This is a genomic window from Ruminococcus sp. 1001136sp1_2201st1_G3_2201SCRN_220225 (assembly GCF_040924365.1).
In the GTDB taxonomy this organism is placed as follows: domain Bacteria; phylum Bacillota; class Clostridia; order Lachnospirales; family Lachnospiraceae; genus Blautia_A; species Blautia_A faecis.
In genome coordinates, this window is sequence record NZ_JBCOME010000005.1 from 38,320 (window position 1) to 52,184 (window position 13,865).

Consider the following 13,865-nt stretch of genomic DNA (forward strand, 5'->3'; position numbering starts at 1 on the left):
GCTTAACTCCTCGCTATATTTTCAAAACGACTGTTTGCACTGATTACTTCATCAATGTTTTCCATTAATTCCACTAACTGCTTGGCGATCTGCTCTTGTTTCTTGGAAGGTTCTCCAGCATAAAATGCAATTTTATTCATTGAAGAACTTCCGACCTGTGAAATGCTCATAGATTCTTTCAAAAAAAATCCAATACTTTTCCCAAGTCCACGTGCAATCTTCTCCATATCTGTACCGCTTTCTTCTTGTGAACCAGTCAATAAACGCGACATTTTATTCTTATCTATACCAGTAACCATGCTTAGATAAGATTGCTTAATCTTCATTTCTGATAAATATTTATTCACGTTGCTTATAAACTTCGTCATGGCTCTCAACTCCTTGGCTCTCTTTTTGCCTTTTAATATTTTATTCTATGTACCTAATATTATACTTCTCTCTTTATATAATGCAACCATTTCATCTCAAATTTTAAGATTTTTATTTGTTGTATTTAGATATAACATTTATTTCTTCCATAATTGCATTCTTATTTTCTCAAATTTTGATATTTGCTATATATTGTAAAAATCATATCTGTTCTCTTCATAAACAATAAACAGATATGAACTACGCTTTTTCTTCTGCAAAAAATAATTGCCCTAATCGGTAAACTATGGTATTCTATAGGTATTATACTTGTACTGCTACACAAGCAAGAAATTGAGGTGATCTATCGTGAAATCTAATGAATCTGCTGAGAACTATCTGGAAACCATTCTTATTCTCAGCAAAAAGAAACCTGTTGTGCGTTCCGTTGATATTGCTGATGAACTTGGATTTAAGAAGTCAAGCGTCAGTGTTGCTATGAAGAACCTTCGTGAAAAGAACCATATCACTGTCACTCCAGAAGGATATATTTATCTTACCGAATCCGGACAGAAGATTGCAGATATGATTTATGAGCGACATGAATTTTTATCCTCCTGGCTGATCAGTCTGGGTGTTGATCCGGAAACTGCAACCTCCGATGCATGCCGTATCGAGCATGTCATCAGTCCAGAGAGCTTTACCGCTATCAAGGAGCATCTCTCTCCTGGTAAATAAATTATACGCATTGCGTTTTTGCATTGCATTTTCTTACAATTACAGAAGCTCATTGACTGCTGTACGCAGCAATCATAAAGACCTGTACTCCAGATAAAACCAATGACAAGGTTCCATCATTGTAAAATTTTATCCGGATACAGGTCTTTTTTATTTATATACTTTTCCTTATTTCACCAGATAATATCTGGCAGAAAATGGTCCCATTTTAAATACTGCTTTTCCGCCTGTAATTACCTTTTCTTTTTTCGTGTAGCGCTTTTTACCGCCATATTTCACCATATCACTTGCCAGGAGAAGCTCATATCCGGCATAATCTTTTTCCAAAGTGTATTCCTGGATTTCGTCGGAGAAATTGAACACAGCCAAAATTTTCTGATCCCCACTGATTCTTTCAAACAGATACATGCACTTCTGCTCCTGATGGCAATCCACCCATGAGAAACCATCCTGGCTGAAATCTCTCTGGGAAAAAGCACTGTTCTTCAGATAGCATTGGTTCAGATCTGCCATGAATTTATGAAATGCTTCATGAATAGGGAATTTTAGCAGAATCCAGTCCAACTCATCCTTTTCGCACCATTCTTTCAGCTGTGCCAGCTCATTTCCCATGAAATTCAGCTTTGCACCTGGGTGCGCATACATATACATATAGAAAGCTCTTGCCTGTGGAAATTTCCCGTCATAACCACCGTTCATCTTCTGGGCGATTGTTGCCTTTCCGTGGACAACCTCGTCATGGGACAATGGCAGGATATAGCGCTCATTGTAAAAATACATCATAGAGAATGTCAGCTTGTGATATTTTTCCTGTCTTTCTTTTGCATCTGCCTGAAAATAAGACAGAGTATCATGCATCCATCCAAGATCCCATTTGTAATCAAATCCAAGTCCGCCCTCCCATACCGGCTTTGTCACACCCTGATATGGAGTGGAATCCTCGGCAAAAAGGAGGCAGTCAGGGATTCTTTCCTTTAAGCCCTGATTCATGGTACGGATAAATTTCAGAGCTGCCAGGTTTTCTCCACGGCTTGCGTCCCCCTGCCAGTAAATCAGATTTCCTACTGCGTCCATGCGAAGGCCATCGAAATGGAATTCATTCATCCAGTAATAGGCAGAGGACTGCAGAAAACTGCAAACTTCTCCTCTGGAATGCATAAAATTGCAGCTTCCCCATTCGTTGCGGCCAACTGCCATGTTTGGATATTCATAAAGGGCTGTTCCGTCATATTCTGCCAACGCATAATCATTCACTGCAAAATGCACTGGAACAAAATCCAGAATGACCCCAATTCCAGCCTGGTGGCACTGGTCTACAAATGCTTTCAATTCTTCCGGCTTGCCATAGCGGGAGGTTGGACTGAAATATCCTGTATCCTGATACCCCCAGGATTCGTCACATGGGTACTCACAGAGAGGCATGATCTCCACATAATTATAGCCGTGTTCCTTCAGATAGGCGATAAGGATCGGTGCCAGTTCCTCATAGGTGTACCAGTCTTCCTGTCCTTCGCCTCGTTTTTTCCAGGAGCCAAAATGCATTTCATAAATGTTTACTGGTTTGTCGTAGCTTGCTTTGCGGTTTTTCAGCCATTTGCTGTCGCCAAATTCATAACCGCCAAGAGCATAGGTCTTTGAAGCAGTGCCTGGACGCATCTCACTATAAAAAGCATAGGGGTCTGCGTGGTCCACGAAGGAGCCGTCCTGACGGTAAATTCTGTATTTATACATCAGGTCAGAGCCTACATTATTCATGGTGCATTCCCAGAAATTGCCATCATGAACGCGGTTCATAGGAGTCTCTGTCCAGCCGTTGAACTCACCAATTACAGATACTCGCTGCGCTGCCGGGGCAAATGTACGGAAGGTGGTTCCGCCATCCCATACGTGAGCACCAAGGTACTGATATGCTTCAAATTCTTTTCCTGTATAAAAGTTGTAAAAATCCATGTTTTTGCTCTCCCATTCATTATAAAAAGATATTAGACAGTAGTTGTTTTTCTCTGTATAATAAGTATAATTGTGTAAATGAAAAATTGCTACCGACGAAAAACGACATTAGTTGGATTTCCAACGTTTTTTGAAATGTGTTGGATTTCTTTGTTGCTATTTTGTGTGTTAAAAGTTCTTCAGGAGGGACGCATTTGGACAATGTGTATTACTCACTCGCCGGCGCAACGCTCCAGCAAACTAATCGCTAACTGCGACTAATGCGTTCGGGAGAGCCCTCACGCATAAGTCTCCGTAAGCGCTGGATTTCGCTTACGCTAAGAGCGCGCCTGAAATGGCTCGCTGGAGTAATACACATTGCCCAAATGCTGTGTGTCGGCTGGAACTTTTCAACACACTAAATAGCAATATTAAAGTAAAGGATAACGCTATATGGATATCAGAATTGAAAAAACCAGACAGAGTATTATAAATGCTTTTATAGAGCTGCGTTCTCATAAGGAACTTGAGAGGATTACGATTAAGGAATTGTGTGAGAAAGCGCAGATCAATAAATCTACATTTTATGCACATTATCAGGATATTTATCATCTCTCGGATACATTGGAAACGGAAGTTGTGGTATCAATTATGGAGAATCTCACTCATCCGGAGAGAGTGCTGGAGGATACTGCCTTTTTTTCTAGGGAACTGTTCATGGGATTTCTGGCAAAGGATTCGCTGATCGGGATTTTGTTTTCGGGAAGCAGGAGTAAATGCCTGGTGCAGAAAATTGAAGTTGCTTTAAAGGAGCTGGTGTTTAGAGCTTACCCTCAATATCGGGAAGACAAGGACATTAATATTATGCTCACTTACATTCTATATGGATGTTATTATGCGTTTTATGAAAACCGAAAATATGGAGATGTGCCGGTACTTTCCAGTATTACAGAACTTACAGGCAAGACGGCGCAGGCAGCATTAAAAATGATAAAAAAACTAAAAGCACCTCAATGCACGCAACATTAAATATGATAAAAAACTAAAAACACCCTCGAAGTGTGCAACTTTGCAACTACTAAACAGTCACCTATTTTCATCGCAGGAGGTCAATAAATTGACAACAAACAGTTCGAATATACAAGAAATAAATTCTGGTACTCCACCAGTAACTCCCTTACAAATTTTAAAAACTTACTTCGGATATGATTCCTTCCGGGAAGGACAGACGGAAATTATAGATACCATTTTAAGCGGACGGGATGCGCTGGCGATCATGCCCACGGGGGCCGGAAAGTCTCTTTGTTATCAAGTTCCCGCGCTTCTTTTGCCAGGAATTACGCTGGTGGTTTCACCGCTGATTTCTCTTATGCAGGACCAGGTGAAGTCACTGAATGAAGCCGGAATTCATGCTGCTTATATCAACTCTTCGCTGACTGAGGGACAAATCAATAAAGCTCTTTCCTTCGCTGCGCGAGGTGTCTATAAAATTATTTACGTAGCACCAGAACGACTGGAAACAGCTTCATTTCTAAGCTTCGCACTCCATACTCCTATCTCCATGGTAACTGTAGACGAGGCCCACTGTATCTCCCAATGGGGACAGGATTTCCGTCCAAGTTACTTAAAAATCATTGATTTTGTGGAACAGCTGCCTGGAAATCCAATCATCAGTGCTTTCACCGCTACTGCCACAGAAGTAGTTAAAAATGACATTGCAAGAATACTGAAACTAAAAAATCCCAACATAGTTGTAACTGGCTTTGACAGAGAAAATCTATACTACCAGGTAGAACATCTCACTGGAAAACAGAAGGATATATTTATCCAAAATTACATAGAAACCCACCCAAACGAAAGTGGAATCATCTACTGTGCCACCAGAAAAAACGTGGATACTTTGTATGAAAAATTATTGAAACAAGGCATCTCTGTCACCCGCTATCACGCTGGAATGAACAACGATATCCGCAAAAAAAGTCAGGATGATTTCATCTATGACCGCGCTCAGGTTGTGATCGCCACCAATGCTTTTGGCATGGGAATCGACAAATCCAATGTACGTTTCGTCATCCACTACAACATGCCTCAGAGCATGGAAAACTATTACCAGGAAGCTGGCCGTGCCGGAAGAGACGGCGAACCAGCTAAATGCATTCTTCTCTTCTCCGCCCAGGATGTGATGATCAGCAAACTGCTTCTTGGAAGCAAAGACTTCGAGGGCATGGATTTCCAGGAAATCGACCAGGTAAAGCGCCAGGATTCCCGCCGCCTCCAGCTTATGGAAGGCTACTGTATGACCACCTCCTGCCTGCGCAATTACATCCTGGAATACTTCGGAGAAGCCACACATCAGCCTTGTAATAATTGTGGCAACTGCCACCAGGAATTTGAAGAACTGGATATGACCCTGGATGCCAAATGGGTAGTCGGCTGCATCACTGAAATGCGCGGCCGCTATGGCCAGTCTCTGGTAATCAGCACCCTCCTGGGTTCTAAAAAAGCCCGTCTAAAGGACATTGGCTCCACCTCCTACAACTGCTATGGTCAGTTAGAAAACCGCACCGAAGCCGATCTCCGGCTCCTTATAAGCCAGATGATCCGTATGGGTTATATTATCCAAACAGAAGGAGAATACAGTGTTTTAAAAGCAGGAAATATTGCAGATTTACAAAATAAAAATACAAAGATTATAATAAAGAAATTCAAAGAAAAAGAGAAAATATCAACCACAAAGAAACACAAAACTCCATTCAAAAAGGACAGTTTTTCCGCTTCCACCGAAAGCTCATCCACTGATTCCACCGCCACAAACTCCAGCCGCAATTCTGCCCTTTTTGAAGCCTTACGTCAGCTCCGGCTCCAGATTGCCAAGGAAGAATCTGTCCCTCCCTACATCGTCTTCACCGACAGAACCCTTATCGATATGTGCAGTAAGCTTCCTCAGAATGAGGATGAAATGCTCAATGTATCCGGTGTAGGACAGAACAAACTTAAGAAATACGGCCAACGATTTTTACAGGAAATATCCGCATTTCAGTCTGCTGATCACTAAACATTATTGCTATTTAGTGTGTTGAAAAGTTCCAGCCGACACACAGCATTTGGGCAATGTGTATTACTCCAGCGAGCCATTTCAGGCGCGCTCTTAGCGTAAGCGAAATCCAGCGCTTACGGAGACTTATGCGTGAGGGCTCTCCCGAACGCATTAGTCGCAGTTAGCGATTAGTTCGCTGCAGCGTTGCGCCGGCGAGTGAGTAATACACATTGTCCAAATGCGTCCCTCCTGATGAACTTTTCAACCAATTAAATAGCAACTTAAAAGAGACCATCGCAAACTCATTTCCAGTCCGCAACGGCCTCCCCTTAAGGAGTTTTATTTACTTTCTCTCACGCTCTTAAATCGCCCCAAGAATCCGTCTGGCATTATCAATCCTCTCCTGCGTAGGAGGTTTCACGCCCTCCAGCGGATAAGGAATCCCCAGCTTTTCCCATTTAAAAATGCCAAGAGTATGATACGGAAGAACTTCCACGCGCTCAACGTTTTTCAGTGTATGGATAAAATCCGCCAGCTGGTGCAGATACTCATCCTTGTCACTGCCCCCCGGTACCAATACATGCCGGATCCAAACAGGCTTACCCATATCTGAAAGCTCACGGGCCATGGCAAGAATATTCGCATTGGTCTGCCCGGTAAGCTTCACATGCTCCTGCTCATTGATCTGCTTGATATCCAGAAGCAGAAGATCTGTATACTTCATCAGCTCCAGCCACTTAGAATGCCACGGCTCCTTAGTGGTACAAGGATTTCCGCTGGTATCCAAAGTAGTATGGACTCCCGCTTCCTTTGCCTTACGGAAAAGCTCTGTGAGAAAATCCATCTGCAAAAGTGGTTCCCCGCCGCTCACCGTGATACCACCCTTATCTCCCCAGTAAGACTTAAACCGAAGTGCTGTCTTCAAAAGCTGATCCGTAGTGTACTCTTTTCCATCTGTCATATTCCAGGTATCCGGATTATGGCAGAACTGGCAACGCATAGCACAGCCAGAAAGAAAAATCACATATCTCACTCCAGGTCCGTCCACAGACCCGAAGCTCTCCAGAGAATGAACATAGCCTTTTAACATTTCTAATTCCTTTGCATTCATATTTATAAAAAGGACATGCAACCTCTAACATATATTATATTGCATGCCCTTTTGTTTCGCCGATACTATTTTAAAATATCAGACTTACATTCTGTCGTGGCAGGTTCTGGCAATAACATCCAACTGCTGCTCTCTTGTCAGATCGATAAACTTAACTGCATAACCGGAAACACGGATAGTGAAGTTTGCATACTCCTCTTTTTCCGGATGCTCCATAGCATCGATCAGTTTCTCTTTGCCAAATACATTTACGTTCAGGTGATGTGCACCCTGGTTGAAATATCCGTCCAGTACATGTACCAGATTATCTGTACGCTCTTCATCACTATGTCCAAGAGCTTCCGGATTAATGGTCTGTGTATTGGAAATTCCATCCAGTGCATCCTCATAGTCAAGCTTTGCAACAGAGTTCAAGGAAGCAAGAAGTCCGTTCTGCTCTGCGCCGTAGGATGGGTTTGCACCAGGTGCCAGAGGCTCTCCAGCCTTTCTTCCATCCGGAAGAGCTCCGGTAGCTTTACCATAAACAACGTTAGAGGTAATGGTAAGAATAGAAGTGGTTGGCTTGGAATCACGGTAGGTATGGATGTGTTTCAGTTTATCCATGAAGGTGGAAAGCAGATTTCTTGCAATCTCATCTGCTCTGTCATCATCATTACCGTAGCGTGGGAAATCACCCTCAACCTGGAAATCAGTGGTAATTCCATCCTCATCACGGATAGCTTTTACCTTCGCATACTTAATAGCAGACAGAGAATCTACTACATGTGAAAATCCAGCAATACCTGTTGCAAAAGAACGCTCAACCTTGGTATCGATAAGCGCCATCTCAGCTGCCTCATAGTAATATTTATCATGCATATAGTGGATCATGTTCAGGGTTCCTACATACAGATGAGCCAGCCAGTCCATCATCTGGTCATATTTCTGCATAACCTCATCATAATCAAGATACTCGGAAGTGATCGGCTTGTACTCCGGTCCTACCTGAGTTTTTAACTTCTCATCTACACCACCGTTGATCGCGTAAAGGAGGCATTTTGCAAGGTTTGCACGAGCTCCAAAGAACTGCATTTCCTTACCGGTCTCAGTTGCAGATACACAGCAGCAGATAGAATAATCATCGCCCCATACCGGACGCATAACATCATCGTTCTCATACTGGATAGAACTTGTTGTAACAGAAATATTAGCAGCATATTTCTTGAAGTTCTCCGGCAGTCTGGAAGAATAAAGAACAGTAAGGTTTGGCTCCGGAGCCGGTCCCATATCCTCAAGAGTATGAAGGAAACGATAGTCATTCTTGGTAACCATGTGGCGTCCGTCAACACCAATACCTGCAACCTCAAGAGTTGCCCATACCGGGTCACCGGAGAACAGCTGGTTGTAGGACTCAATTCTCGCAAATTTAACCATACGGAATTTCATTACCATGTGGTCAACAAGCTCCTGTGCCTCTTTCTCAGTGATCACGCCATTTTTAAGGTCTCTTTCAATATAGATATCAAGGAATGTGGAAATACGTCCAACACTCATTGCAGCACCGTTCTGAGTCTTGATTGCTGCAAGATATCCAAAGTACAGCCACTGGAATGCCTCATGAGCATTCTTTGCCGGCTCTGAAATATCATAACCATAGATCTTTGCCATCTCTTTCATTCCCTTAAGAGCGCGGATCTGATCTGCGATTTCCTCACGAAGCTGGAAATCATAACGTCTCATACCCTGGCGGTCGCTGTCTGCAAAGTCTTTCTCCTTGCCTGCGATCAGAGCGTCAATACCGTACAGAGCCACACGTCTGTAATCGCCAACGATACGTCCACGTCCATAAGTATCCGGAAGTCCGGTAAGGATGTGGCTGTGACGTGCTCTTTTCATTTCTGGTGTATAAATGTCAAAAACGCCCTGGTTATGTGTTTTGAACTCATATTTTGTAAACATATCGTGGATCTGAGGATCTACCTTGTAGCCGTACATTTCGCATGCCTGCTCAGCCATTTTGATTCCGCCGTATGGCATAAATGCACGTTTCAGAGGCTTGTCTGTCTGAAGTCCTACAACCTTCTCAAGATCCTTCAGGTCTTCAGCAATATATCCTGGTCCGTATGCGGTCAGGCCTGTGACAACCTTTGTCTCCATGTCAAGCACACCATTGTTGGCACGCTCAGCTTTCTGCAGCTCCTGCAGCTTTCCCCACAGTTTGTCGGTAGCCTCGGTCGGTCCTTCCAGGAAAGAATCGTCTCCGTCATAAGGGGTATAATTGTGACGGATAAAATCACGAACGTTAATTTGTTCTTTCCAACGACTTCCTTCGAAGCCTTTCCACTGTGCAAAATCTTTCATTCTTGTACCTCTTTCTTTATTTTATAGTTCTCCGCGTATATTGAAGAATTGTTATTGGTTTAACGATTGTAGTATACGAGATTGTTTTTTCGCCGTCAATCAGTTTGATCCATGCTTTTAATAAAGTACAATTTATCTGGTAAAAAATGGATTTCCCTATATATAAGTCCTATATTCTGTACTTTAATTCATTTTTCCATTTGTAAGTCCCATTTTCACTGTAGTAAATACAGAGAAATATTCTCGATATACTTTGTTAAATTTTATCAACTTAATTGAAGGGGGCTATCGCTTAACGAATAAATTTTCGTGAAGCTCTCGATGGTCTTATCTGCATCGCCATGTTCAATGCCATCACGGAGCGTGTTGCTGTGAACGAAGTGGACAATAACTTATACTCCTTTCTGCTTGCTAAAAATTTAAGTATTTGTTTTACTATTATCTTGTCATATGTTATCCTATTCTTACAACATTAAGGGGGAAACAAATGTAATGGAAAAGAAATCAAACCATTTTTCAGGACAGCTTGGTTTTGTCCTGGCTGCAGCCGGAAGTGCTGTAGGAGTGGGAAATTTGTGGAGATTCCCATACCTTGCCGCAAAAGACGGAGGCGGCTTATTTTTAATTATCTACCTGATTCTGGTACTTACCTTCGGATTTACTCTTCTCACCTCGGATATTGCGATCGGACGGCGTACACAGAAGAGTGCCATCGGAGCCTATACCCAGATGCATCCCAGATGGAAGTTTCTGGGAATCCTTACATTCCTTGTACCAGTGCTTATTATGACCTATTACGCGGTAATTGGCGGATGGATCACCAAATATGCGGTGGTATACATAACCGGTCAGGCACAGGCAGCTGCCGCAGATGACTATTTTACAGCCTTTATCACATCTTCCACTTCACCGGTGATCTTCGCACTGCTTTTCATGGGTGTTACTGCTTTCATTGTATACAATGGCGTGGAAAAGGGGATTGAAAAAGTATCCAAATGGATGATGCCGGTCCTGCTAGTTCTGGTCGTAGTGATTGCAGTGTATTCTCTTACGATTTCACATACGGATGCTTCCGGTCAGCTTCGCACCGGCTTACAGGGATTTCTTTACTACCTGACGCCTGACCTTGAAGGACTGACTGTGCATCGTTTTCTGCAGATTCTGCTGGATGCCATGAGCCAGCTGTTCTTTTCACTCAGTGTATCCATGGGAATTATGATCACCTACGGCTCCTATGTAAAACCTGAAGTGAACCTGAACAAAGCGATCAATCAGATTGAAATTTTTGACACAGGTGTTGCCTTTCTTGCAGGTGCCATGATCATCCCGGCTGTATATGTGTTTTCCGGCACTGAGGGAATGGGTGCCGGACCAAGCCTGATGTTTATTTCCCTGCCAAAGGTATTTTCTGCAATGGGAAAAGCTGGTACCTTCGTAGGAATCCTGTTTTTCGTAACTGCTATTTTTGCAACCTTGTCTTCCTGTATTTCCGTACTGGAATCTATTACTGCAAACTGCATGGAAATTTTTCATACCAGCCGTAAAAAAACAGTTCTTGTTTTATCTGTGATCTACCTTGCAGCTTCCGCAGTTATCGCTTTGGGATACAGTATTTTCTATGTGGAAGTGAAGCTTCCGAACGGTTCTGTAGGACAGCTTCTTGATATTATGGATTACATCAGCAACAGTGTTATGATGCCGTTTATTGCACTGCTTTCCACGATTCTCATCGGCTGGGTCGTAACGCCGGATTATGTGATTAGCGAAATGGAAAGAAGCGGGGATAAGTTCCGTAGGAAAAAATTGTACCGCGTCATGATCCGCTTTGTTGCACCGGTTATGATGTTTATTCTGTTTTTACAGTCTACAGGGATTTTATCTTAAACTGCAGAGCATGTTTGAGGAAGACTTTCTGCAAGATGTGCCTCACAATTTGTGAAAGATTATATTGTAAAAAAACATCCAGCCTGCCATCGTTATATGGAGACTGGATGTTTTTTATAATTTGTAATTGTAAAGATACTGAAGCTTTATTAATTTCTCACTGCCAGCGGTGTTCTGCCTCTTCGATTTCCTCAATAAACATTAAAAGGAAGCTGATGAGAAGCAGGATGCTGGATACCCAGATGGCTCTTTCGCCGTAAGCCATTGAAAGTCTGCCGCCAATTCCTGCGCCAATGGCAAACAGGAAAATAATGGCGAAGTAGCATAAGGCCTGACGAAGCAGGCGGGGCTTTCTTTCACGCATGTAAGCGGAAAGAGCGGCAGTGCCGCTTCTCAGATTTCCGATACACATGGTGCTGGCATAGGCATTTCCTTCAACCTTTCGGAAGGTCTGCACCTGAAGGGCGCAGGAAAAGGATACCAGGGTGGTTGCAAGCACGTTCAGATTCCCTGGGATGAAGCCAACCAGAAACAGCAGGATGATCTCTACCAGAAGGATTCCCTGGCGCCAGTGAAGGCGTCTGGCATAGCGGAATTTTTCCTGAATGCGTTCCGCTAACAGAACTCCAAGAAAGAATGCGGTCAGGGGAATGAGATAATGCAATCCTGCTTTCACTTCGCCGTTCATAAACCGCTCACTCATCAGTACCACGTTTCCGGTCTGGGCGTTGGAGAAAACGCCATCGCGGGTAAAATAGGTATAGGCATCCTGAAATCCTCCTGACACTGCAAGGAATGCACTGTTTATGAATGCTTCTGAGGTCTGTACCCTTTTATGATGGTCCATAATAAGCTCCTTCTTTCGTCTTTCGTATACATATCTTCAGATTATAGAATAAATAATGCTTTCTGTAAACATCTATTTTGATATGTGGAGTATATATATCTTATATGCCTGGAGCGTATTTGAAAAAGACTTTCTGCAGGATTTCCGTCACAATTATTAGTTTTCTTTATGAGCTTCCAGATACTCTTTTCTTCCCTCTTCATAAAGATTGTTGCCTTCGCTGTCAATAATGACTACAAGAGGCATATCTTCTACGTAAAGCTTACGGAGAGCTTCTGCGCCCAGATCCTCGTATGCGATAAGCTCCGCTTTTTTGATACATTTGGCAAGAAGGGCGCCGGCACCGCCGATGGCTCCGAAGTAAACACCGTGATATTTTTTCATGGCTTCTACTACTTCAGGCAGACGCGCTCCTTTGCCGATCATTCCGCGGGCTCCTACAGACATCATGGTTGGTGCGTAGGCATCCATACGGCCGCTGGTAGTTGGTCCAGCAGATCCGATGACCTGACCTGGTTTTGCAGGAGTTGGACCTACATAATAAATAGTTGCATCTGTTGGATCAAAAGGAATCTTTTCGCCTTTTGCAAGAGCCTCACACATACGCTTGTGACCTGCGTCACGGGATGTGTAGATGGTTCCGGTAAGGAGAACCTGATCTCCTGCGTGAAGGGTTTTTGCCAGTTCTTCCGTCAGAGGCAGTGTAATATGTCTTCTTTCCATGATCAGATCACCTCCGTTTTGTGGCGGGTAACGTGGCAGTTGATGTTGACTGCACATGGCATTCCCGCAATGTGAGTAGGCATTGTCTCAATGTTCAGGCCGATGGCTGTGGTTTTTCCGCCAAAGCCCTGTGGTCCGATTCCAAGCTTGTTTACTTTCTCCAGCATTTCATCTTCCAGCTCTGCATAGAATGGATCAGGATTGTGGGAATCCAGAGGACGCATCAGTGCCTTCTTTGCAAGAAGAGCACATTTGTCAAAGGTTCCGCCGATTCCAACCCCTACAACCATCGGAGGGCATGGATTCGGGCCTGCTGTCTCAACGACTTCCAGAATGAAATCTTTGATTCCCTGAAGTCCTGCAGATGGCTTGAACATACGGATCATACTCATATTCTCACTTCCGAAGCCTTTCGGGCCCACTGTGATCTTCACTTTATCGCCAGGAACGATTTCTGTATAAATCATAGCCGGTGTATTGTCTCCTGTGTTTCCACGACGTACAGGATCTTTTACAACAGATTTGCGAAGATATCCGTTTGTATATCCGCGGCGTACACCTTCATTGATGGCATCAGTAAGATCTCCGCCAACAAAGTGCACATCCTGTCCGATTTCCAGGAACACACATGCCATTCCTGTATCCTGACAGATCGGTACATTTTCGTTATCTGCAATATCAAAATTCTCGATAATATTGTCAAGAATACCCTTGGCAATCTCTCCGTCTTCGCATGCGCGGCATGTTTTGATAGCGCATTTTACGTCTTCCGGAAGATGTTCGTTTGCTTCGATACAGAGTTTTTCGATGACATCTGTAAGTCTGCTTACTTCTACTTCACGCATTTTGGTAAGCTCCCTTCTTTCATTTATGGCATACCGCCAAAAGGCGACATATCCTGTTACATT

At 43.3% G+C, this 13,865-nt stretch carries 11 protein-coding genes; 4 read left to right on the forward strand and 7 right to left on the reverse strand.

The window, feature by feature from the left end:
* Positions 1 to 2 precede the first annotated feature (2 nt).
* Positions 3 to 368 carry a helix-turn-helix transcriptional regulator gene (locus AB5642_RS03185; RefSeq protein ID WP_173718179.1) on the reverse strand — a complete coding sequence of 122 codons (366 nt, stop codon included), beginning with the start codon at positions 366 to 368 and terminating at the stop codon, positions 3 to 5.
* Between the two features lie 349 nt (positions 369 to 717).
* Between AB5642_RS03185 and AB5642_RS03190 the strand changes: the two genes are divergently transcribed.
* A complete protein-coding gene (locus tag AB5642_RS03190) occupies positions 718 to 1,086 on the forward strand; it encodes a metal-dependent transcriptional regulator (protein ID WP_118578152.1) in 369 nt (122 codons plus the stop codon).
* A gap of 168 nt (positions 1,087 to 1,254) precedes the next feature.
* Here AB5642_RS03190 and glgB read toward each other — a convergent pair whose 3' ends face one another.
* On the reverse strand, positions 1,255 to 3,036 hold the full coding sequence (glgB, locus tag AB5642_RS03195) for a 1,4-alpha-glucan branching protein GlgB (protein WP_195391967.1): 1,782 nt from the start codon (positions 3,034 to 3,036) through the stop codon (positions 1,255 to 1,257).
* 432 nt (positions 3,037 to 3,468) lie between these two features.
* Here glgB and AB5642_RS03200 point away from each other — a divergent pair, with 432 nt between their 5' ends.
* Both AB5642_RS03200 and recQ read left to right on the forward strand, forming a co-directional pair.
* Positions 3,469 to 4,044, forward strand: coding sequence for a TetR/AcrR family transcriptional regulator (locus AB5642_RS03200; protein ID WP_195391966.1), 576 nt, complete (start codon positions 3,469 to 3,471; stop codon positions 4,042 to 4,044).
* Between the two features lie 88 nt (positions 4,045 to 4,132).
* The gene (gene recQ / locus AB5642_RS03205; protein ID WP_368371452.1) at positions 4,133 to 6,070 is read left to right on the forward strand and encodes a DNA helicase RecQ; all 1,938 of its coding nucleotides are present in this window, start codon (positions 4,133 to 4,135) and stop codon (positions 6,068 to 6,070) included.
* 343 nt (positions 6,071 to 6,413) lie between these two features.
* On the opposite strand, the gene pflA is transcribed toward recQ, so the two are convergent.
* Together pflA and pflB are read right to left on the reverse strand one after the other, a co-directional pair.
* Entirely contained in the window at positions 6,414 to 7,142 is a 729-nt protein-coding gene (gene pflA / locus AB5642_RS03210) for a pyruvate formate-lyase-activating protein (RefSeq protein WP_368371453.1), read from the reverse strand.
* A gap of 105 nt (positions 7,143 to 7,247) precedes the next feature.
* Positions 7,248 to 9,503 carry a formate C-acetyltransferase gene (gene pflB / locus AB5642_RS03215; protein ID WP_256144222.1) on the reverse strand — a complete coding sequence of 752 codons (2,256 nt, stop codon included), beginning with the start codon at positions 9,501 to 9,503 and terminating at the stop codon, positions 7,248 to 7,250.
* Positions 9,504 to 9,995: 492 nt separating this feature from the next.
* On the opposite strand from pflB, the gene AB5642_RS03220 reads away from it, so the two are divergent.
* Positions 9,996 to 11,387 carry a sodium-dependent transporter gene (locus AB5642_RS03220; RefSeq protein ID WP_173736136.1) on the forward strand — a complete coding sequence of 464 codons (1,392 nt, stop codon included), beginning with the start codon at positions 9,996 to 9,998 and terminating at the stop codon, positions 11,385 to 11,387.
* Between the two features lie 157 nt (positions 11,388 to 11,544).
* Here the strand turns inward: AB5642_RS03220 and AB5642_RS03225 are convergent, their stop codons facing one another.
* From AB5642_RS03225 to AB5642_RS03235, 3 genes are all read right to left on the reverse strand, one after another.
* Entirely contained in the window at positions 11,545 to 12,234 is a 690-nt protein-coding gene (locus tag AB5642_RS03225) for a YoaK family protein (RefSeq protein WP_118578147.1), read from the reverse strand.
* A gap of 156 nt (positions 12,235 to 12,390) precedes the next feature.
* Positions 12,391 to 12,957 (reverse strand): Fe-S-containing hydro-lyase, encoded by a 567-nt coding sequence (locus tag AB5642_RS03230; RefSeq protein WP_118578146.1) that lies wholly within the window; start codon positions 12,955 to 12,957, stop codon positions 12,391 to 12,393.
* 2 nt (positions 12,958 to 12,959) lie between these two features.
* The gene (locus AB5642_RS03235) at positions 12,960 to 13,802 is read right to left on the reverse strand and encodes a fumarate hydratase (RefSeq protein WP_148461094.1); all 843 of its coding nucleotides are present in this window, start codon (positions 13,800 to 13,802) and stop codon (positions 12,960 to 12,962) included.
* Positions 13,803 to 13,865: the final 63 nt, after the last annotated feature.